The organism is Lentzea fradiae (assembly GCF_900100955.1).
Lineage (GTDB): Bacteria > Actinomycetota > Actinomycetes > Mycobacteriales > Pseudonocardiaceae > Lentzea > Lentzea fradiae.
The window spans coordinates 827,666-847,051 of sequence record NZ_FNCC01000001.1; the positions used below are offsets into that span (position 1 = coordinate 827,666).

22 protein-coding genes are annotated in these 19,386 nt (G+C 71.1%); 12 read left to right on the forward strand and 10 right to left on the reverse strand.

Annotated elements, in window-relative coordinates:
• Positions 1–1,113: an MFS transporter gene (locus BLT23_RS03660; protein WP_218133616.1), complete on the forward strand. Its 1,113-nt coding sequence runs from the start codon at positions 1–3 to the stop codon at positions 1,111–1,113.
• Here BLT23_RS03660 and BLT23_RS03665 read toward each other — a convergent pair.
• Both BLT23_RS03665 and BLT23_RS03670 read right to left on the reverse strand, forming a co-directional pair.
• Positions 1,100–1,588, reverse strand: a complete 489-nt coding sequence (locus BLT23_RS03665; RefSeq protein ID WP_090045544.1) for a hypothetical protein — start codon at positions 1,586–1,588, stop codon at positions 1,100–1,102. The two genes, BLT23_RS03660 and BLT23_RS03665, sit on opposite strands and share 14 nt — an antisense overlap.
• Positions 1,589–1,624: 36 nt before the next feature.
• Entirely contained in the window at positions 1,625–1,816 is a 192-nt protein-coding gene (locus tag BLT23_RS03670) for a VOC family protein (RefSeq protein ID WP_245743527.1), read from the reverse strand.
• Between the two features lie 220 nt (positions 1,817–2,036).
• Here BLT23_RS03670 and BLT23_RS03675 point away from each other — a divergent pair, with 220 nt between their 5' ends.
• The 4 genes from BLT23_RS03675 to BLT23_RS03690 are packed head-to-tail and all read left to right on the forward strand — an operon-like array spanning position 2,037 to position 5,770.
• Positions 2,037–2,939, forward strand: a complete 903-nt coding sequence (locus tag BLT23_RS03675; protein ID WP_090045546.1) for a transporter substrate-binding domain-containing protein — start codon at positions 2,037–2,039, stop codon at positions 2,937–2,939.
• The gene (locus tag BLT23_RS03680; RefSeq protein ID WP_245743528.1) at positions 2,936–3,826 is read left to right on the forward strand and encodes an amino acid ABC transporter permease; all 891 of its coding nucleotides are present in this window, start codon (positions 2,936–2,938) and stop codon (positions 3,824–3,826) included. The genes BLT23_RS03675 and BLT23_RS03680 overlap by 4 nt, the downstream gene beginning before the upstream one ends.
• A complete protein-coding gene (locus tag BLT23_RS03685; RefSeq protein WP_090045548.1) occupies positions 3,823–4,620 on the forward strand; it encodes an amino acid ABC transporter ATP-binding protein in 798 nt (265 codons plus the stop codon). The genes BLT23_RS03680 and BLT23_RS03685 overlap by 4 nt, the downstream gene beginning before the upstream one ends.
• Positions 4,613–5,770 carry a CapA family protein gene (locus BLT23_RS03690; RefSeq protein WP_090045550.1) on the forward strand — a complete coding sequence of 386 codons (1,158 nt, stop codon included), beginning with the start codon at positions 4,613–4,615 and terminating at the stop codon, positions 5,768–5,770. The genes BLT23_RS03685 and BLT23_RS03690 overlap by 8 nt, the downstream gene beginning before the upstream one ends.
• On the opposite strand, the gene BLT23_RS03695 is transcribed toward BLT23_RS03690, so the two are convergent.
• Entirely contained in the window at positions 5,758–6,663 is a 906-nt protein-coding gene (locus tag BLT23_RS03695; protein ID WP_218133617.1) for a PaaX family transcriptional regulator, read from the reverse strand. The genes BLT23_RS03690 and BLT23_RS03695 overlap by 13 nt on opposite strands.
• Before the next feature lie 225 nt (positions 6,664–6,888).
• Positions 6,889–7,809 (reverse strand): PaaX family transcriptional regulator, encoded by a 921-nt coding sequence (locus BLT23_RS03700; protein WP_218133618.1) that lies wholly within the window; start codon positions 7,807–7,809, stop codon positions 6,889–6,891.
• A 70-nt stretch (positions 7,810–7,879) separates the two neighbouring features.
• Here BLT23_RS03700 and BLT23_RS03705 point away from each other — a divergent pair, with 70 nt between their 5' ends.
• Genes BLT23_RS03705 through BLT23_RS03715 form a run of 3 tightly spaced genes read left to right on the forward strand, consistent with a single transcriptional unit; the run spans position 7,880 to position 11,428 of the window.
• Positions 7,880–9,112: a CaiB/BaiF CoA transferase family protein gene (locus BLT23_RS03705; protein ID WP_090045763.1), complete on the forward strand. Its 1,233-nt coding sequence runs from the start codon at positions 7,880–7,882 to the stop codon at positions 9,110–9,112.
• Between the two features lie 2 nt (positions 9,113–9,114).
• Positions 9,115–10,179, forward strand: coding sequence for a 2-hydroxyacyl-CoA dehydratase family protein (locus BLT23_RS03710; RefSeq protein ID WP_090045552.1), 1,065 nt, complete (start codon positions 9,115–9,117; stop codon positions 10,177–10,179).
• Positions 10,172–11,428 (forward strand): 2-hydroxyacyl-CoA dehydratase family protein, encoded by a 1,257-nt coding sequence (locus BLT23_RS03715; RefSeq protein ID WP_090045554.1) that lies wholly within the window; start codon positions 10,172–10,174, stop codon positions 11,426–11,428. The genes BLT23_RS03710 and BLT23_RS03715 overlap by 8 nt, the downstream gene beginning before the upstream one ends.
• A 6-nt stretch (positions 11,429–11,434) precedes the next feature.
• On the opposite strand, the gene BLT23_RS03720 is transcribed toward BLT23_RS03715, so the two are convergent.
• The gene (locus BLT23_RS03720; protein WP_090045556.1) at positions 11,435–11,878 is read right to left on the reverse strand and encodes a hypothetical protein; all 444 of its coding nucleotides are present in this window, start codon (positions 11,876–11,878) and stop codon (positions 11,435–11,437) included.
• 170 nt (positions 11,879–12,048) lie between these two features.
• Entirely contained in the window at positions 12,049–12,609 is a 561-nt protein-coding gene (locus tag BLT23_RS03725) for a hypothetical protein (protein ID WP_090045558.1), read from the reverse strand.
• A gap of 201 nt (positions 12,610–12,810) precedes the next feature.
• Here BLT23_RS03725 and BLT23_RS03730 point away from each other — a divergent pair, with 201 nt between their 5' ends.
• Positions 12,811–13,164 carry a hypothetical protein gene (locus BLT23_RS03730; protein WP_090045559.1) on the forward strand — a complete coding sequence of 118 codons (354 nt, stop codon included), beginning with the start codon at positions 12,811–12,813 and terminating at the stop codon, positions 13,162–13,164.
• A gap of 127 nt (positions 13,165–13,291) precedes the next feature.
• On the opposite strand, the gene BLT23_RS03735 is transcribed toward BLT23_RS03730, so the two are convergent.
• From BLT23_RS03735 to BLT23_RS03750, 4 genes are read right to left on the reverse strand one after another with little or no spacing between them, the layout of a single operon-like run.
• The gene (locus BLT23_RS03735; protein WP_090045562.1) at positions 13,292–14,458 is read right to left on the reverse strand and encodes an alpha/beta hydrolase; all 1,167 of its coding nucleotides are present in this window, start codon (positions 14,456–14,458) and stop codon (positions 13,292–13,294) included.
• The gene (locus tag BLT23_RS03740) at positions 14,455–14,700 is read right to left on the reverse strand and encodes a hypothetical protein (protein ID WP_090045563.1); all 246 of its coding nucleotides are present in this window, start codon (positions 14,698–14,700) and stop codon (positions 14,455–14,457) included. Before BLT23_RS03740 ends, BLT23_RS03735 begins: the two co-directional genes overlap by 4 nt.
• Positions 14,700–15,344 carry a VOC family protein gene (locus BLT23_RS03745; RefSeq protein WP_090045564.1) on the reverse strand — a complete coding sequence of 215 codons (645 nt, stop codon included), beginning with the start codon at positions 15,342–15,344 and terminating at the stop codon, positions 14,700–14,702. The genes BLT23_RS03740 and BLT23_RS03745 overlap by 1 nt, the downstream gene beginning before the upstream one ends.
• A 28-nt stretch (positions 15,345–15,372) precedes the next feature.
• The gene (locus tag BLT23_RS03750; protein ID WP_090045566.1) at positions 15,373–16,116 is read right to left on the reverse strand and encodes a maleate cis-trans isomerase family protein; all 744 of its coding nucleotides are present in this window, start codon (positions 16,114–16,116) and stop codon (positions 15,373–15,375) included.
• A 122-nt stretch (positions 16,117–16,238) separates the two neighbouring features.
• On the opposite strand from BLT23_RS03750, the gene BLT23_RS03755 reads away from it, so the two are divergent.
• Genes BLT23_RS03755 through BLT23_RS03765 form a run of 3 tightly spaced genes read left to right on the forward strand, consistent with a single transcriptional unit; the run spans position 16,239 to position 19,354 of the window.
• Positions 16,239–17,903: an AMP-binding protein gene (locus tag BLT23_RS03755; RefSeq protein WP_176946573.1), complete on the forward strand. Its 1,665-nt coding sequence runs from the start codon at positions 16,239–16,241 to the stop codon at positions 17,901–17,903.
• Complete coding sequence (locus tag BLT23_RS03760; protein ID WP_143035808.1) at positions 17,896–18,390, forward strand: MaoC/PaaZ C-terminal domain-containing protein; 495 nt, start codon at positions 17,896–17,898, stop codon at positions 18,388–18,390. Before BLT23_RS03755 ends, BLT23_RS03760 begins: the two co-directional genes overlap by 8 nt.
• A 10-nt stretch (positions 18,391–18,400) precedes the next feature.
• Complete coding sequence (locus BLT23_RS03765; protein ID WP_176946574.1) at positions 18,401–19,354, forward strand: TetR/AcrR family transcriptional regulator; 954 nt, start codon at positions 18,401–18,403, stop codon at positions 19,352–19,354.
• Positions 19,355–19,386: the final 32 nt, after the last annotated feature.

Below are 19,386 nucleotides of genomic sequence, written 5' to 3' on the forward strand. Positions count from 1 at the left end.
GTGCTTCCGCTCCTGCCCGGCATGGTGGCGCTGGGACTGGACGCGTACGTCGTGGCCGGCGTGCTGCCCCAGCTCAGCGCCTCCCTGAACCAGCCGGTGCCCGCGGTGGGCCAGCTCGTCACCGTCTTCACGCTGTCGTACGCGCTCCTGTCACCGATCGCCGCGACACTGCTGACCGGCAAACCGATGCGCGCGGTGCTCCTCACGGCCTTGGCCGTCTTCACCCTCGGCAACGCGCTGAGCGCCGTCGCGGGCACCTTGACGTTCCTGTTGCTGTCACGGGTGATCGCGGGCTTCGGCGCGGGCCTCTACTCGCCGATGTCCGCCGCCACCGCAGCCGCGCTCGTGCCGCCAGAACGCCGCGGCCGGGCCCTCGCGCTCATCACCATCGGCCTGAGCTCCGGCACGGTCGCGGGTGTCCCGCTCGGCCTGCTGCTCGCCGACCACGTCGGCTGGCGCGGCACCTTCTGGCTCGTCACCGCACTAGGGCTGGTGGCGATCGGCGGGGTGGCGGTGGTGCTGCCCGCCATCCCGCCCGCGGCACCACCGTCGCTCAAGGCGCGCCTGGGCGTGCTGGCCGACCGCAACGTCCTGTCGATCGTGCTGGTGACCGTGTTCTCGACGCTCACCAGCCTCGGCACCTACACCTACATCGCCCCGATCCTGGGTCGCGACGACGTGGTGGTGTACCTGGTGATCTGGGGCGTCGGCGGCTTGCTCGGCAACCTCCTGACCGGCGCGGTGATCGACCGGTGGCGGGACACGAGAACGCTGATGGGCGTGCTCCTCACCGTGATGGGCGTGAGCCTGGCCCTGCTCCCCGTCGGCCCACCCGCCCTGCTGGTCTTCCTGTGGGGCGCGAGCGCGTGGAGCTGCCCGGCCACCCAGCAGCACCGGGTGATGTCCGCGAGGCCCGCCGAGGGGCCGGTCGCCGTGTCGCTCAACGCCTCCGCGATCTACCTCGGCTCGTCGCTGGGCGCCGGTCTGGGCGGCATGGTGCTCGCGAGCGGGGGAGCGCCGGCCGTGCTCGCGTACGTGTTCGGCGGGCTGGCGGTGTTCGCGGCGGTGCTCAACCACCTGGTCACCGCCAAGCCGGTGCTCAGCGACGCCTGAGGTCGCGAGCCAGGTGGGAACGCGGCCAGCTGCCCGGCTTCAGGACCGTCGTCCACGGCCGACCGGCGGGTGAGATCTGGCGGTGGAAGTAGTTGACGTGCTCGACGGCGCCGAACACCGTGAGCACCAGCCCGGGATACACCCCGAGACCGGGCTCGACGGCGAGCTGCCAGGCGGACGCGACCAGGCCGCCCGCGATGAGCAGCACGCCCAGCACCCGCGCGACCCGGAAGATCGCCGCGCCCGGCAGCGCCGGTCCGGGAACGGCGAGCCGCCGCCACTTCAGCGCCCAGTAGGAGGCGCCGACGATCAGGGGAAAGGCGGTCGCCGCATATCCCAGCGCGTTGGCAGGCGTCGCGGGTGCGTCCAAGGCGGCGAACAGCACCACGAAGAACACGACGACACTCGCCAGCTCTCCGAGCGCCAGCTCCATGAGCTTGCGTCGCAGCGCCGTGCGCCCTGAACGAGGGTTCATGGCCAAGATCATGTCAGCCGCACGGGACCGCTCCGGTCAGCCGGTGAAGCCGGCGGCGTAGGCGGCCGACGGCTCGATCTCGATGATCACGTCGACGAGCACGCCCGCCGGGTCGGTCACGATGAGGTGCCGCTGACCGAACTCCTCGCTGCGCAGCGGCAGGACCACGGGAAGACCGGCCTCCTCGACCAGCCGCCGGTGCTCGACGCCACCGCCTCGACGCGGCACCTCGCCGAGGCGCTGACCCGGTTGGTCGAGTCCATGAAGGCGTGGTGACGGCCGGAGCCCCCGGTCGTCCGGTGTAGACGGCAGGTCGTTCGCGGGTGCCGGTCTCCCACGTCGGAGGATGTCGATACGGTCGTCGGCCTTGACACGACCAGGGGCCAACATAAGACACTAATCGTCACGGCCGTAATACAAGTGTGGTTCTATTGAGGGCGGAGCACCGATGCTCAAGTCTCGTAGATCTCTTCTCGCGGTACTGGCAGTGGTGCTCCTCGCCACGCCCGGTTGTGGCGGTGGGTCGCCGGACGGTGCGCTCAGCTCCGCCGGAAGCTCGGGCACCGGTCACCACGACGAGCTTCCCCAGCAGTTCAAGGACTCCGGCGTGATCCGCTTCGCCGGCGACTCCCACCCGCCGTACCGGGTCGTCAGTCCGGACGGGCGCACCGTCACCGGCCTCGACCGCGACCTCCAGGAGGCCCTCGGCAAGGTGCTGGGCGTGCGCACGGAGACCACGATCGTCCCCGGTCTGCCCGCCGCGCTGTCCGGCATGCTGTCAGGCCGCTACGACGCGTTCAACGGCCCGGTCAAGGACACCGCGGAGCGGGAGAAGCAGTTCGACGCCATCGTCTGGATGGTCACGCGGACCGCCTACCTCGTCCCGAAGTCCGGCGGTCAGGGCATCGGCAGCAGCGACGACCTGTGCGGCAAACGGGTCGCCGCCATCCAGGGCAGCATCATCCAGGACCAGGTCGTCCGGCTGACCGACTGGTGCGTGAAGGCCGGCAAACCGGCCGTGGAGTTCATCGGCCTCGCCGACACCAACGGCACGATCCTGGCCGCGAAGTCCGGCCGTGCCGACGCGGCCGGGATGACCGAGAGCGCCGCGATCGACGCGTTGCAGACGGCGAAGGACGACTTCACCTACGTCAAGCAGACCGACGAGCAGGGCGCGGGCGTCGACAAGCTGGCCCTGCTGGTGCCGAAGGCGAGCGGTCTCGGACCGGTGGTGCACAAGGCGTTCCAGGAGATCTTCGCCAACGGCCAGTACGCGGAGATCATGTCCCGGTACGGCCTCGACGACGTCAAGGTCGACCAGCCGGAGCTCAACACGGCGGCCGGCCGGTGACGGCGACCGCCGCTGCGGCGACCGGGGAGCTGCCGGACGTCGACGTCGCCACCGCGCGGCACCGGTTCAGGCCGTGGCGCTGGCTGTCCGGCGCGGTCATCGCCGTCCTGACGTTCCAGGTCGCGTGGTTCGTCACGCACAACGACCGGTTCGAGTGGCCGGTGGTCGCCGAGTACCTGTTCGACCCGAACGTGCTGGCGGGCCTGGGCATGTCGGTGCTCCTCACGGTGCTCGCCATGCTCGCCGGGTCGGCGCTCGGCGTGCTGCTCGCGCTCGGCAGGCTGGCGGACTTCGGTCCGGTGCGGTGGGCGTGCGGCCTCTACATCGGACTGTTCCGGGGCATCCCGCCGCTGGTGCAGCTGCTGTTCTGGTTCAACCTGGCCTACCTGCTGCCCAGGCTGTCGTTCGGCGTCCCGTTCGGACCGACGCTCGGATCGTGGTCCACCAACGACCTGATCACGCCACTGACGGCCGCGTTGATCGGGCTCACGCTGCACGAGGCCGCGTACATGGCGGAGATCGTCCGCGCGGGCATCCTCTCGGTCGACCCCGGCCAGCGCGACGCGGCGATGGCGATGGGCTTCACCGGCGGCCAGACGTTCTTCCGCGTGGTGCTGCCCCAGGCCATGCGGGTGATCATCCCGCCGACCGGCAGCCAGTTCATCTCGCTGCTCAAGGGGACGTCGCTGGTGAGCGTGATCGCCATGACCGACCTGCTGCACGCGGTGCAGACGGTCTACAACCAGACCTACCAGATCGTCCCGATGCTGATCGTGGCGTGCTTCTGGTACCTGGTCGTGGTCACCGCGTTGTCCTTCGCGCAGTCCCGCCTCGAACGCCGCTTCGGCCGGGGCCAGCGGTCGTCACGGGGGGAGTGGCTCGCATGACGGACGTCCCGGTGCTGAGCGTGCGGAACATCCGGCGCAGCTTCGGTGAGCACGCGGCGCTCGACGGGGTCAGCCTCGACGTGGCGCAGGGGGAGGTCGTCGCCGTCATCGGGCCGTCGGGCTCCGGCAAGTCCACGCTCGTGCGGTGCGTGCACCAGCTGGAGCCGATCGACAGCGGGGCCATGTACCTCGACGGCGAGCTGCTCGGCTTCGAGCACGCCGGGAACCGGCTGCGGCCGTTGCCGCCCAAGCGGGTCGCGCAGCAGCGACGCCGGATGGGCATGGTCTTCCAGCAGTTCCAGCTCTTCCCGCACTGGACGGTGGCGCGCAACATCACCGAGGCGCAGGTGCGGGTGCACGGCCGCAGCCGCGAGCAGGCCGGGGAACGGACCGCCGAGCTGCTCGGCAAGGTCGGGCTGACCGACAAGGCGGAGGCTCATCCGCGGCAGCTCTCCGGAGGGCAGCAGCAACGGGTGGCGATCGCCAGGGCCCTGGCGACCCGGCCGCGCGTCATGCTGCTCGACGAGCCGACCAGCGCGTTGGACCCAGAGCTGGTCGACGAGGTGCTGGCCGTGGTCAGGGACCTGGCCGCCGCCGGTCTGACCATGGTCATCGTGACGCACGAGATCTCCTTCGCGATGGAGGTCGCCGACCGGTTCGTGTTCATGGACCAGGGCAGGATCGTCGAACAGGGACCCGTCGCCGACGTGCTCGCGGACGGCCGGTCGGACCGGTTGCGCGCGTTCCTGTCCCGCTACGCCCAGACGCGTGACACCAGGAGCGCCCATGTCTGACGCGGTGACCGTGCTGTCGGTCGGCGACCTGGTGCTCGACGAACCCGACCCGGCGTCCTTCCTCGCCCCGGTCCGCTCCGCGCTGGCGCGAGGCGACCTGGTGATCGGTCACGTCGAGGTGCCGCACAGCACGGCCGACGTCCAGGTCAGCACGGACGTCCCCGCACCGCCCGCCGACCCGGCCGGGCTCGCGGCGCTGGCGGACGCCGGTTTCCACGTGGTGACCCTCGCGGGCAACCACGTGTACGACGCGGGCGAGGTCGGCGTGGCGGACACGATCGCCCACGCGCGTGCCGCCGGGCTCGTGACAGCGGGCGCGGGACCGGACCTGAGCGCTGCCCGGCGCCCGGCCGTGGTGGAGCGCGGGGGCCTGCGGATCGGGGTGCTGAGCTACAACCTCGTCGGCCCCCGCGAGTCGTGGGCCACCTCTCGCAAGGCGGGCTGCGCCCACGTCCGGGTGCTCACGCACTACGAGCTGGACCACGCCACGCCCGGTGGGCCACCGAGCGTGTACACGTTCGCCGAACCGGCGAGCTTGGCGGCCATGACCGACGACATCCGGGCGCTGGCGTCCGAAGTGGACGTCGTCACCGTGTCCATGCACAAGGGCGTGGGACACACGCCCGCCGTTCTCGCCATGTACGAGCAACCGGTCGCGCGGGCCGCCATCGACGCGGGGGCGCACGCCGTGTTCGGCCACCACGCCCACATCATGCGCGGTGTCGAGGTCTACCGAGGCCGTCCGATCTTCCACGGTCTCGGCAACTTCGTGACCGTCACCCGCGCGCTCACGCCGACGGGCAACGACAACGCGGAACGGGCCGAGTGGGCCAGAAGACGCGTCGAGCTCTACGGTTTCGCGCCGGACCCGGACATGCCGTTCTACCCGTTCCACCCGGAGAGCAGGAACACGGTCATCGCCGTCTGCCGCTTCGACCGCGCCGGCATCACCTCGGCGGGGTTCGTGCCCTGCCGGATCGACGAACGGGGCAGGCCGGTGCCGGTGCCGCGATCGGACGGCGGGGAGGCCGTCGCCGAGTACGTCCGGCGGATCGGGGAGAAGGCGGGCCTGACGGCGGAGTTCGACTGGGACGGTGACGAGGTCGTGCTGCCGCGCGTGGGCCGCGGGCTCCGCGCTCAGCCCGCGTAGTCGCTGCCGTGTCCGCGCACCAGAGCGGCCACATCCCTGTCGTAACGGCCGATCACCTGCTTCACGCGCTGTTCGGCCAGCAGTGCGAGGGCGTCGTAGAGCTCGGTGAACAGCTCCCTGGCCCGTGCTCTCGGCCACGGCTGCGGCAGCAGGACGGACGGCAGGCCGGGGTCGAGGCCGGGGAACCGGTTCCAGGCGTCCATGAGCGCGGTGCGCACCACGAGAGCCTCGGCCGTGCCGATCGACCCCTCCGCCAGCCGCGTCCGCACGGGCGAGTACTCGTCGATCAGCGCGTCGTACCGTGCGCGCAGGGCGTCGAGGTCCCAGGCGGTGAGGGGGTCGCCGCCGAGAGGGCTGCCCTCCGCCACCTCCGCGCGCAGGACCGTGGCGGAGTCGATGCCCAGCTCGGACAGCACCCCGGTGATCTCGGCGACCCGCTCGTGCGGGCAGACCCACACGCCGTCGAACAGGGACGCGAACCCGAGCCAGCTCAGCCGGGTGCGCAGGGCGTGGCGCAGGTCCCGCTGCTCCTCCGGCACCGAGAACACCGCGACCGTCCAGCTGCCCGACCACGGCTGTTCCGTCGCGCCGAACGCCACGATGTGGCGCAGCCCGTCCTCCAGGACCCGCGCCGCACGCCCGCTCAGCGCGTAGTAGGTGTTCCGGCCCACCCGCGACAGCGTCAGCAGTCCCCGGCGGGAGAGCCTGCTCAGCGTCGCCCGCGCGCTGATCTCGGTGATGCCGAACTCGCCCAGCAACGCCACGAGCGCGGCGGAGGGCAGGGGCGCGGGCTGGCCGTACCAGTAGTCGCCGAGCAGGGTGAGGAGCAGGTGCTGAGGGCTGCCGCCGGACTGCGACCTCGGCAGCGCGGGAACCTCGGGAGCGGCGGCCACGAAAATCATCCTACATTTTTCCTGTCGATCGACATAGAAACCGGCCCGTGGTTTCACGCTTTCGTTGCTGTGTGGTGGATGTCAGCGACGGCTCCGCAGACAATCCGAACGGGACCAATCGAGATAGTTGACACTTTGGCTCGCGAATGGTGCGCTGGGTGTCTAGCAAGTTGCGACCACGTTCAGGGGGCGGCGCGCATGCGGCGGATCTCTCGGCGCCGGACGTCAGGGCATCCGGCCGGTCGTGTGGTGGCGCACCAAGTCGGCGTCGTCGGGGTCCGACTCGAGCACGATCTGCCGGACGCGGTGCTCCGCCAGCGGTCCGAGCCCGTCGTAGACCTCGGCGAACAGGGCGCGCGCGGTGTCGCGGGGCCAGTCGTGCGGCAGCAGCGCGGGCGGGAGACCAGGGTCCTTCCAGCGGAACGTGCGCCACTCGTCCATCACCCGCGTGCGGGCCACGAGGGCCTCGGCGGACGTGACCGCACCCGCACGGACCCGTTCCGCGAGCGGGGACGTGGCGGCGATGAACTCCTCGTAGAGACCGCGCACCTCGTCCAGGTCCCACGCCTCGGTCAGCGGACGTCCCCCGGCCGAACCGTCGGTGCGCAGCACCACCGCGCTGGTCACGCCGAGGACGTCCAGCTCGTGGACGGCGTCGCCCGCGGAGGCGGTGGGCGAGATCCAGAATCCGTCGAAGAGGGGCGCGAACCCCAGCCAGCGCAGCCGCGTGCGCAGCTGGTGGCGGACCTCGCGCTGCTCCTCGGGAACGGAGAACGCCACGGTCGTCCACGTGCCGTCCCACAGCTCGGTCGTCACGCCGAACGACAGGACCTTGCGGACCGAGTCGGCGAGCGTCGCCGCGGCGGCACCCTCGACGCCGTAGAAGGTGCGGCGGCCGTTGCGGTGCACATTCATCATGCCGCGGCGGGACAACCGGCTCAGCGCGGCCCGTCCGCTGGTCCCGGTGATGCCGAACTCGGCCAGCAGGCGGACCAGCGCGGCCGACGACGCCCAGCCCGCGCTGGAGAGCCAGTAGTCCGCGTAGAGGGTCATGAGCAGGTGCTGCGGCGCGCCACCGTGCTGCTGCCGGGGCAGCAGGTCGGAGCGCGGGCCGCGCGGGGCGGCGGATCGCGGCGAGGCCGTCACGATCGTCAAGTGTATAGGTGGGACATCGACCGTCACCGAATGTGCCGGTCGTGACCGAGGAGGTGTGCTGGTGGCAGAGCAACCGCTCGCCGGGCGGACGGTCGTCGACCTCACGACGGCGCTGGCCGGACCGTACGCCACCCTGGTGCTCGGGGGCTTGGGCGCACGGGTGATCAAGGTGGAGAACCCGCGCACCGGCGGCGACTCGTCGCGAGGCAACTCCCCGTACCTCGGCAAGGACGGCCTCGGGCTGAGGCGGGTCCACCCCGACGACATGTCGGTGTCGATGCTGTTGCGGGGCCGCAACAAGGAGAGCGTCACGCTCGACCTCAAGCACCCGGAGGGGCGCGGCGTCCTGGCCGACCTGGTGCGGCACGCCGACGTGCTGGTCGAGAACTACAGCGCGGGCGTGACGGACCGGCTCGGCATCGGTCCCGCGGCGATGCTGGCGGTGAACCCCCGGCTGGTCTACACGTCGATCAGTGGGTTCGGGGCGCAGGGCGGCCCCGCCAAGGCGATGGACACGATCGTCCAGGCGCTGTCCGGGATCATGGCCACCGCCGGGGAGGAGGGCGACGACCCGGTCCGCAACGGCCTGCCGGTCGGCGACCTGGTCGCGCCGCTGTTCGCGGTGATCGGCACGCTGGCCGCCCTCGTGCAGGCCGACCGCACGGGTGCGGGACAACACGTGGACGTCTCGATGCTGGGCGCGCTGACGTCTTTGGTCGCGTGTGAGCCGTTCGACGCCTACGCGGCGGTGGGCCTGGCGCAGCGCACCGGGTCGTTCGTGCCGAGGCTCGCGCCGTTCGGGCTGTTCGAGGCGGCGGACGGCTGGCTCGCCCTGTGCGGGCCGACCGACCGGTTCGCCGAGGGCGTGTTCCGGGCGATGGGGGAGCCCGCGCTGGCGACGGACCCCCGTTTCGCCACCAGGGACGCGCGGGTCGCGAACGCGGCCGTGCTGCACAAGCTCATCGGCGAGTGGGCGGCCGGTCGGCGGCGGGCCGAGGCGGTGGCGCTGCTCGTCGGCAACGGCGTGCCCGCGGCCGAGGTGCGCGAACCCGCCGAGGCCGTGCGGGACCCGCTGGTCCGCGCCCGCCACGAGGTGGTCGCGCTGACGCACCCCGCCCACGGCGCCACCGCGGACATCTCCGGCACCGGCGTGCCGATCGTCTTCTCCGGCGCCGAGGTCGGGTTCGACCGGCCCGCGCCGGCACTCGGCGAGCACAACGACGCGGTGTACGGGGACCTCCTCGGGTACAGCGGCGACCGGCTCGCCTCGCTGCGCGCGGACGGGGTCGTCTGACCATGAGATCTCCATTGCGCCGCCTCGTCGACCACTACGAACGGCGATATCCGGTCGACGTGGACGGCCCGGTGATCGGCTGCGTCGGCCAGGACGTCCCGGTCGAGCTCGTGACCGCCGCGGGCGCGCTCCCGGTGCGGCTGGCGGGCAGGCCCGGCCTGGACGTCGCGGAGGGGGAGAAGTACCTGGGCCGCGGCGTGGACCCCGCGACTCTCTCGGTGCTGACCCGGTTGCTGAACGGGGAGTACGGCCGGCTCGACCGGCTGCTGGTGTCGCGGGACTGCGAGGGCTCGCTGCGCCTGTTCTACGCGGTGCGGGAGCTGCGCAGGCTCGAACCGGGCCTGGGACTGCCCGAGACGCACCTCGTCGACGTGCTGCACCTGCCGCACTGGACGACCGCGCGGTACAACCAGGTCCGCTTCGCCGAACTGGTCGCGGTGCTGGAGCGGTGGACGGGAACCCGCCTCACGGCGCCGAAGATCGCCTCGGCGATCATGCTGCACGACGCGCGCCGCGACCTGTGGCGCGCGGTCTCCGCCCTGCGGCGCGACCTCCGGCTGACCGGTGCGCAGGCGCTGGCCGCGTTCGGCGCCGTCCTCCCCGTGGCGGAGCACAACCGCTTGCTGCGCGAGCTGCTCAAGTCCGATTTGGACGTCCATCGAGGACGGAGAGTCTTCTTCACGGGTAGCTCGCACGACAATCCGAACGTGTACTGGTTGCTGGAGGAGATGGGCAGCGTCGTGGTCGGTGAGGACCACGACTGGGGAGACCTCCTCGCCACCCGGCTCGTCGGCGAACCCACGCTCGCCGCGCTGGTCGAGCGCTACCAGTACAACGGCCCCACCGCCGCCCGCGCGTCCATCGCGGCACGCGCCGCCCACACGGCACAGGCAGCGGCCGAAAGCGGTGCCGAGCTGGTCGTGTCCTACGTCCGGCGCAACGACGACGCCCCGCCGTGGGACTTCCCGGCGCAACGAGAAGCCCTGCGCCCGCACGGGATTCCGGCCGTGCTGTTCGACCGCCAGGAATACGGCCTGATCGACCTGTCGGAGGTGTTCGTTGGCTGAGAAACTGCTCGCCTCGGCCACCGAGGCGACCCGCTACCAGCGCGAGTGGTTCCGCGACCTGCGGAAGTCCGCCGCCGCGGGAGGCCCGCTGGCCCTGGTGAACGCCGACGCCCCGCAGGAGATCTTCCGCGCGATGGGCATCCCGTACGTGGTCAACCAGTGGTGGGCGTCCGTGGTGGCCGCCAAGCAGCGCGCACCGCACCACCTGGACCTGTTGCGAGAGCAGGGTTATCCCGACCACACCGAGCAGTACAGCTCGATCTCGCTCGCGTCGCTGTTCGACCCCGATCCGCATCTGGCGCCGTGGGGCGGCCTGCCGCGGCCCACGATCGTGCTCGCCGAGACCGTGGGGGACGGCGGGCGCAAGATCTTCGACGTCTGGGGCAGCCAGCCCGGCATCACCTACTACGCCCTGGAGAGCGCCGCCGAGAACACGGTCCCGGTCAACTGGTGGGACCTGATGCCCCACGACTGGGAGAAGGCGGTCGGCAAGGCGAGGCTCGACCTCATGGAGGCCGAGCTGTGCAACCTGGTCCGGTTCCTGGAGACGACGACCGGCCAGGTGTTCAGCGAACGCGCGTTGCGCCGGGTCCTCGACCTGGTCAACGAGCAGGCGGAGTGGAACAGGCGCACCCGCGACCTCATCGCCCGCACCACCCCGAGCCCGCTGGCCGTCACCGACAGCATCCCGAGCGTCATGATCCCCCAGTGGCACCGGGGCACCGAATGGGCGCGTGACGCCGCGCAACGCTTCTACGAGGAGGTCGAGGCACGCGTCCGTTCGGGTGCGGCGGTGTGCGAGGGCGAGCGTGCCCGGCTCATGTGGATCGGCCGCGGCCTCTGGTACGACATGGACTTCTACCGCAGGTTCGAGGAGCGCCACGGAGCCGTCTTCGTGTGGTCGATGTACCTCGCCATCGCGGCCGACGGCTACCCGCGCTACGGCGACAATCCACTGAGGACGATCGCAGCCCGTTTCGCGGCCTTCAACGACCAGCTCTACACCCCGCCGTGGTCGAGCGAGTGGTACGTCAAGGAAGCAAGGCTGCACGGCGTGGACGGCGTGGTGCACCTGGTGTCCGACGACGCGAGGGGCAGCTACTTCACCAACCGCGCACTACGTGCCGCGGGCATCCCGGTCTACGAACTGCACGCTGACAACGTCGACACCCGGTCGTTGCGCGACTCGACCGAACGAGACGTGGAGGAGTGGCTGGAACGCGAGGTCCTCGCCCGCCGGGCTGGGTGACCGGGTTCAGGGTGGCGGCCCGCTGTCGGTCTGCTCGAGGTCGGAGATCCACAGGGCGAGCGCCGCCCGTGCGTCCCGCAGCGTGCGCGCCGGCTCGCCGAGCCCGCGCAACGCCAGCCGCCGCTGTTCGAGCCGAGGGGTCCGGAACCTCGGGAAGGCGAGCCGGATGCACGTGTCGACCATCTCGGAGTGGTAGTGCAGCAGCTGGGCCACCCGGCACTCCAGCGACCCGCGGTCGGCGTCGCCGATGATGTCCAGCGCCCACCCGTGCAGCCTGCTGTAGTCGGACGCGACCTTGCTGCCCCGGCGAGCCACCTGCGTCGGTACCTCGCCGGGCCGCGCGCAGTCGTCGATGACCTGCTCGGCGCTGGGCTGGAGCTCGACCGCGCGGTCGGCCACCTCCAGCAACGACCGCAACGCGAACAGCCGAGCGGCGGTGGAGTCCCGCACAGCCGCCACTTCCGCGCCTCGCCGTGGGCGTCGTCCCGGAATCCGCATGTGCTTCACCAACCTCGATGAGCCAGCCCGGAAACATCCAGTATGAACCGCCACCGGGCGCGCCGCGAGGTGCCGAAGAGTGGCCGGGCTTCCCGGTCGCGGGTCGCGCCGGCCGGTGCGGGTCAGCGGACGTCGGGGAACAGCGCTCGCCGGTCGAACGTGTCGACTTCGGTGCGATAGCCGCCGGTGCTCGTCTCCGGGTTGATCAGCAGCGTGAAGTCCGGCAGAGCAGTCGGAGCCGGCCGCCCGCCGACATCCTCCTGCCCGGGTTCGGCATCCCAGTCGATCAACGCGACGGTCACGCTCCACCGCCCCGGTGCCAGCGCGACGTCCAGACCGTCGTCCGGCTCCGCTCCGACGTGCTCGATGCCGCTGATCTTCGCGCCGCCCGCGGTGACGAACAGGTACGGTTCCGAAGCCACGAAGAGGTACCGGCGTTCTCGTTCTGTCAGGCCGGCCGTGGCCGACGCCGAGCCCACGCGGGCGAGCACCCGGAACGCTCCGTCGCTGTAGATGTTCACCGGGACGAACGCGCCGGCGGTGATGTGCCGCTTGATGTCGTCGTCTTCCAGCAACGCCGACTCCCACGTGTCGTAGTCGACGACGTCGCCGAACGATGCCGGGGACCACAGGCAGAACATCCCGGCGTCAGTGGCGATCACGCCGGTGGCTTCCATCGTCATGCCCCTTGCTTCGTGGTCCGGGATGACGCGGACCGTATCACCGCCACCGGGTGTGGTTCCCCGGGTTCGGCACGATGTCCCAGGTAGACGGCTCGTGAGCGTCTCATTTGACGCTAGTGTCAAATTTCTTATTGACACGTCAACCAGTCTCCGGGAGTCTGGCGGAGGAAGTGATCTTCCGACGTTTTCGAAGGGACAACGATGCGCTTCAACACCAAACGAGCCGCCCTCGGTCTCACCGCGGTCCTCGCCACCTCGATGGCCGCGGCCCTGTCGGCGTCGCCCGCAGTGGCCGGCGAGCCGTTCCAGAACCCGGACACTGGCTTGGTCTTCTACGCCTCCAACCCGCTCGAGGTGGTCGGCAGGCAGGCCGCGCCCGACGACGTGTGCCGCCCGATCCCGGCTCGTGCGACGTGGACGATCGACTGGAACAACGTGTTCCCGAAGGGCGTCGACGGGTACACCTCCCCTGACTGCAGTGGCGAGCCGCGCTACCTGATCGACACCTTCCACAGCTGGCCGGAGGGCTACCTGCTGTCCTACAAGTCCCGCTGACGACGGGAGCCGGTGGTCGCTCGCGGGTGACCACCGGCACCGCCGTGACGAGGAGGGTGTGCGGATCAGTCCGCACACCCTCCTTCTGTCTCCTCGGAAAGCTCTCGAACCGGTGGACGGGACCTCGTCAGACGCGGTCCGCGAGCCACTTGCGGATCTGCTCGGCCGCCAGCTCGATGCCCGTCGGAGCGCCGGGCTCGATCGCCTGGCCGAAGTGCTGCCCGGCCACCCGCACGTGCGTGCGGTCGGTTGCCGCCAACGCCGTGTGCATCGCCCGTGCGTCGGCGGGGAAGCACGCCTGGTCGCCGGTGAGCTCGATGAGCAGCGTCGGCGTCACCACCCCGGCGGCGTTGCGCACGAAGTTCGCGCGCGAGTGGTTGGCCGACCAGGTCGACAGCCAGGACGCCGGCGTGACGACCCTGGCGAAGCCCGGCAGCCGGTAGTTCCCGCGATGCGGGCGGCGGCCGAACAGGGAGCCGTACAGCCGGTCGTTCGGGTCGATCGAGAGGTCGACCGAGCGGAGGTCGGCGTCCGTGCGGTAGACCGGGATGACCGGGACGGTGTCGGCGGCGCGCCGGCTCCCCTGGTCGTCCCCCGCCGCCTGTTGGGCGTCCACGTGGGCCAGTGCCACCGCGTCGATGCGCCGGACTCGCGCTTGTTGTCCTTCGCGATAGCGCTCGACGAACTCCGGGGAGTAGCGCGCCTGTTCCGGTGGCTCCCGGAACCCGTTGGCGGGGTCGAACGGGTCCAGGGCGGGGTCGACCGACAGCGGGTCGCTCTCGTCGGTGACGGACGGGTCGATCAGACGCTCCAGCAGCACCCCCTGACCGGGATGAGGGGCCAGGAAGATGGTCAGGTCGGGGACCGGCATGGTGGCGCCGGGCAGGTCGACGGGCACGCCGGAGGGCGACGCGGCGTGCCGCTCCGCCGGTGGGGTCAGCGCCTGTTCCTGGTAGAAGGCGTACAGCGTTGCGCCGCCTGAGTGCCCGAGGGTGATCGTGGTTCCGAAGTCCCGCTTGGCGACGAAGGTCTGCCCGGCCGCGACGTCGAGCAGGGTCTGCTCGTGCACCAGCGCGATGTCGTTGTTCACCGAGCGGGATCCCTGCGTCCACACGGAGATGCCCGCCGCCAGCAACGCGGGGATCAACGGGTGGTGGGTCACGTCCTGTCGTGGATGCATGATCGAGACGACGGCGCCGCGGCCGTTGCCGACGGTGTGCAGAACTCCTGCGATCCGCGCGCCGTCCGACGTCTTCAGCTCGTGCGTCGTGGTCCGCACGTCCGGGGTGCTCATGCCGCCTCGATTCGCAGGGCGTTCTTGTCCCACTGCACGATGCGGCTCGCGGACAGGCCCGCGAGGCAGCTGTACCAGACCGCGTGGCGGCACCCGGTGGCGCGGCGGTCGATGACGATCGGCTCGCTGCTGGACAGCTCCACGTACGGGCCGACCGCCTGGACGGCGACGTGGCTGTGACGGGACGCGACCTCGACGATCGTCGTGTTCTCCGGGACGTCCAGGACGTAGATGGTCGGCATCAGCGGACTTCCTCGGGGATCGTCAGCTGCTCCCACTCCTCGGCGTGCGCGAGGATCAGCTCGGCCTTGCGCTGCAGCAGCGCGTCGAGGGTGAGGGTGCCGGCGTCGGCGATGTCGAGGAGCGCCTGGACGGAGATCGCGGCGTCCTGGTCCTCCTGCGGCGTCACCGGACGCAGCGCGCGGGTGATCTCCAGCATGTAGCCGTTCGGGTCGTGGGTGTAGATGGACTCGATCGTCTCGTGCTGGACGCGCATCTCCGTCGGCCAGTCGCTCTCGTCGAGCCTGCGCTGGTACTCGGTGAGGTGCTCCTCGGACTCCACGTGGATGGCCAGGTGGCGGGACGTGATGTAGAAGCCGGGCATCTCGTCGTTGAAGCGGGCGAACGCGTCGCCGCGCTCGGAGACCATCGGCGGCTCGAAGCCGAAGTAGTGGAAGAACGCGATCCGGTCGTTGTTGCCGATGTCGAAGAAGAAGTGCACGAAGTCGGGGTGTTTCTCCGGTCCCCACCCGGCGGCGCAGATGGAGTGGACGACCGGGAAGCCGAGCACGTCGCGGTAGAAGCGGATGGTTGCGGCCGGGTCGAGGGTCGGGAAGGCCGCGTGGTCCACGCCTCTGGCGAGGTGGGGCAGCGGTGTGGCGGACATGGTGGAGCTCCTTTCGTCGGTGCGACGGTCAGCGGTACGACCCCGACAGCAGGCTTCCGGCGCCGGGCACCCCGGTGCCGAGGCCGAGGCCGCGCAGGATGCTGAAGGCGCCTGCCGTCGCGGCGGAGAGAACGGGGACTCCCAGCTCCTGCTCGGCCGGGGCGATGAGGGAGAGCGAGGGCATCTGCACGCAGGCGGACAGCACGACCGCGTCCACCCCCGTCAGGTCGAGGTCACGGGCGGACTCCATGACCCGGTCACCGGGGATGCACCCGACCGCGTGGTTGTCGCCCACCTCGAGCGCCCGCCAGTCGGAGACCTCGAAGTCCTCGGCGGTCAGGTAGTCGACGACCTTCTGGGCCAGCGGACGCAGGTACGGCGTCACCAGTGCGATCCGGCGAGCTCCGAGCGCCCGTAGCGCCTCGACCAGCGCGCCGGCGCTCGACCGGACCTTGGCCGCCGACTCGCCGGTGGCGAGCTGCTCGGCGATCAGGCCCTCCGCGCGCCGGTGCTCTCCCGGCTCGCCGGCCATGAGGGCGACCAGGCACGCGTAGAGGATGACGTCCGGCGACGCGTCGGCGATCTCGATGACGCAGCGTTCGCGCTGGACGTTCATGGCCCGCAGCCCCGCGGGGGTCACCGCGGTCATCCGCATGCGGGACGAGTGGAACGTGAACTCGGCGTCCGCGGCGGCCCCGAGCAGGGCCGGCATCTCCGTTTCGACGGTGACGTTGGAGCTCGGAACGATCAGCCCGATCCTGTGCGACTTCATCCCGGTGCCGTTCCTCTCGGTTTGACGCTCGTGTCGATCATCCGACGTTGACTCTAACTCATTCGTCAAATAATCGTCGTTACGGTAGAATTCCAGGACGTCCGAACGAGGTGGAGGTAGCCGTGCCAGACCTGCTGGACCCACGCATCCCGATCCACGACCGCGAGCGAGCGGCGCGGTACCTGGCGAGTGGGTCGTGGTCGGACAGGACGACCGTCCAGCGCCTGCGCGAGGTGTGCGGCCTGCACGCGGAACGCGACGCGGTCGCCGGGCCGGACGGGACGTTCACCTACCGCGAGCTCGACGAACGCACCGACCGGATGGCCGCGGGACTGGTCGCGCTCGGCCTCCCGCGCGGCGCCCCCGTCGTGGTGCAGGCCGGCAACTCGGCGGAGTCGGTCCTCGCCTTCTACGCGCTGCTCAAGTGCGGGGCGGTGCCGGTGGCCGCGCTCCCGGCCCACCGCGCCAACGAGATCGGTCCGATCAGCAGCGCCGTGGGCGCGGTCGCGCACCTCGTCGACTCCGCCGTCTCGGACGGTGCCCTGGTCCGGCTCGCCCGCGACAACGCCGCGGACAAGCCCTTCCCGGTGCGCCTGCTCACGGTCGGCCCCGCACCCGAGGGCTTCACACGCGTCTCGGAGCTGGGCGGGGACGTGTCGCTCGAACGCGCGCGTGCCGAGGTCGACGCGGTCCAAGACCGGATCCACCACGAGGACGTGGCGGTCTTCCAGCTCTCCGGTGGCACCACGGGCACGCCCAAGCTCATCCCGCGCCTCCACGCCGAGTACTGGAACAACGCCGTGGCCAACTCGCGGGCATTGGGGCGAACCCCGGACTCCCGCATCGCGCACGTCCTGCCGCTCCTGCACAACGCCGGTGTCGTCAACGCCCTGTTCGGCGCACACGTCGTCGGCGGCTGCGTGGTGGCCGTGCCGTTCGGGAAAGCACCCGAGACGGTGCGGATGCTGGCCGAGCACCGGGTGAACGACATGATGATCGGCGGCTTCATGGCCTCATGGCTCGACGAGGACTCGTGGGGCGACCTGGCCGCCGGCCTGAAGGTGATCATCTTCTCCGGTTCGAAGCCGCCGGGGGCGCTCTTCGACGCGTGCACGGCGCAGGGCATCTGGATGGGCCAGACGTGGGGCATGGCCGAAGGCCCCTACACCTCCACGTACCGCGCCGCCCCGCCCGAGATCCGTTCGGCGACGGTCGGCAGCCCGGTCCACGGGGACGACGAGCTGGCGGTCGTCGACCCGGTGACACATGAGCCCTTGCCCGCCGGGGAGACGGGCGTGCTCGTCTACCGCGGCCCCAGCACCCTGGCGGGCTACTTCGACGCGCCGGCGCACGACAAGGCCGCGTTCACCGCGGACGGGATGCTGCTGACCGGCGACCTGGTCAGGCTGGTCGAGCGAGACGGCGTGCGACACCTCTCGATCGAGGGGCGGGTCAAGGACGTCGTCAGTCGCGGCGGCGAGAAGTTCAGCACCGAGGAGGTCGAGAAGCTGCTCCTCCAGCACCCCTCCATCCGCGAGGCGGCCGTCGTGGCCATGCCGGACGAACGGCTCGGCGAACGGGCGTGCGCCTACGTCGTCGCCGTGGGCTCCACGGCGCCCTCGCTCGGCGACGTGCGGCAGCACCTGGAAGGGCTCGGAGTCGCGAAGTACAAGTGGCCGGAGCGGCTGGAGCTGCTGCCCGCCCTGCCGCGGACCGCGACCTACAAGGTGGACAAGGTGCTGCTGCGCGCCCTCGCCGCCGGTGACGCGGAGGTTCGCGATGCCTGACCGTGAACCCGGACCGGACGGCGTCGTGTGGCCGGAGGACCTCGTCGCCGGGACCGTCATCGACCTGGGCGGCCACACCGTCACCAAGGAGGAGATCGTGCGGTTCGCCGCGGACTGGGACCCGCAGCCGATCCACCTCGACGACGACTACGCCGCCACACGCGAGTTCGGCGAGATCATCGCGAGCGGGGTGCACACGCTCGGCGTCTTCCAGCGGCTCGCGGTCCTCGGCGCCTACCGGCGGTGGCCGGTCATCGCGGGCCGGGCCATCCGCGACGTCCAGCTGACGCACGCGGTGCGGGCGGGTGCGACGTTGCGCGGGGAGATCGAGATCGCGGCCGTGCGCCTGACCGATGAGGCGCGGGCGTTGCTCACCACGCACGGGCGGCTCTTCGTCGGCGACCGGCAGGCGCTGCGGATCACCACCGACGCCTACCTGCGCAGGCGGCCTCCGGAAGCCGCTCCCGCCGTGCGCGGCGCGGAGTAAGATCCGTCCGATGTCAGCCCCGACGCCGCGTTCCCGCGCGAAGGCCAAGGCCACGACCGACCGAGAGGCTCCGGACTCGCGGGCGAGCACACGCCGACCGGCCGCCGCGAAGAAGACCACCGCGAAGAAGAACGCCGTGGAAAAGTCCACTGTGGAAAAGACCGCCGTGGAGAAGACCGGCCAGGAGAAGTCCACTGTGGAGAAGGCCGGCGCGACGAGGACGGGAGCGGAGAAGGCGGGCGAGGGGTCCGCTGCCGCCGCGACGCCACGCCGTCGTTCGAGCGGGGCCCGCAAGGAGCTGGTCGAGCGCCAGATCCTGGACAGGGCGACGGCGCTGTTCGCCGAGCGTGGCTTCGCAGGCACCAGCCTGCAGGACATCGCCGAGGCGTCCGGCCTCACCCGGCCCGCGCTGTACTACTACTTCTCCAGCAAGGAGGAGCTGCTCGTCCGCCTGGTGCGCGAGACGACCATGGACGTCGCCGAGCAGCTGGAGGCACTGGCGGCCGAGCACCCGGATCTCGCGCCGGACGCGCACCTGCGTGCGCTCGTGCGCACCTCGACGGCGTTCCAGGCCCGGCACCGCGACCAGTTCCGGCTGCTGCTGCGGTCCGAGGCCGAGCTGCCGGACGACGTCACGGAGCTCTACACCGACGGCCGCCGCCGGGTGCTCCGCGCCTACCAGGCGGTCATCGAGCGCGGGATCTCCGCCGGGCTCTTCCGCCCGGTGAACAGCCGGACGGCCACCCTCGGCCTGATCGGGATGGTCAACTGGATGACCTGGTGGAGCCAGCCGGACGACGACGTCTCCGCCATCGCCGACGAGTTCGCCGAGCTCGCCGTGGCCTCCGTACTGCTGCACTGCGGCCGTGACGAGGCTCCGGCCTCCGTCCACGCGGTCCTGGCGATGCTCAAGGACGACATCTCGCTGCTCGAACACCGCCTCGGCGAGATCGACCCCTCCTGAGCAGGCGCGGTCGTTCCGCGCCTGCCCAGGAG

Bases quoted from the DNA above. Each gene is read 5' to 3' on its own strand.
- BLT23_RS03730 (WP_090045559.1), top strand. From the start codon at position 12,811: ATGCGCTTCAACACCAAACGAGCCGCCCTCGGTCTCACCGCGGTCCTC.
- BLT23_RS03690 (WP_090045550.1), top strand. From the start codon at position 4,613: ATGTCTGACGCGGTGACCGTGCTGTCGGTCGGCGACCTGGTGCTCGAC.
- BLT23_RS03750 (WP_090045566.1), bottom strand. From the start codon at position 16,116: ATGAAGTCGCACAGGATCGGGCTGATCGTTCCGAGCTCCAACGTCACC.
- BLT23_RS03725 (WP_090045558.1), bottom strand. From the start codon at position 12,609: ATGACGATGGAAGCCACCGGCGTGATCGCCACTGACGCCGGGATGTTC.
- BLT23_RS03745 (WP_090045564.1), bottom strand. From the start codon at position 15,344: ATGTCCGCCACACCGCTGCCCCACCTCGCCAGAGGCGTGGACCACGCG.
- BLT23_RS03675 (WP_090045546.1), top strand. From the start codon at position 2,037: ATGCTCAAGTCTCGTAGATCTCTTCTCGCGGTACTGGCAGTGGTGCTC.
- BLT23_RS03710 (WP_090045552.1), top strand. From the start codon at position 9,115: ATGAGATCTCCATTGCGCCGCCTCGTCGACCACTACGAACGGCGATAT.
- BLT23_RS03765 (WP_176946574.1), top strand. From the start codon at position 18,401: ATGTCAGCCCCGACGCCGCGTTCCCGCGCGAAGGCCAAGGCCACGACC.
- BLT23_RS03740 (WP_090045563.1), bottom strand. From the start codon at position 14,700: ATGCCGACCATCTACGTCCTGGACGTCCCGGAGAACACGACGATCGTC.
- BLT23_RS03735 (WP_090045562.1), bottom strand. From the start codon at position 14,458: ATGAGCACCCCGGACGTGCGGACCACGACGCACGAGCTGAAGACGTCG.
- BLT23_RS03760 (WP_143035808.1), top strand. From the start codon at position 17,896: ATGCCTGACCGTGAACCCGGACCGGACGGCGTCGTGTGGCCGGAGGAC.
- BLT23_RS03665 (WP_090045544.1), bottom strand. From the start codon at position 1,588: ATGAACCCTCGTTCAGGGCGCACGGCGCTGCGACGCAAGCTCATGGAG.
- BLT23_RS03685 (WP_090045548.1), top strand. From the start codon at position 3,823: ATGACGGACGTCCCGGTGCTGAGCGTGCGGAACATCCGGCGCAGCTTC.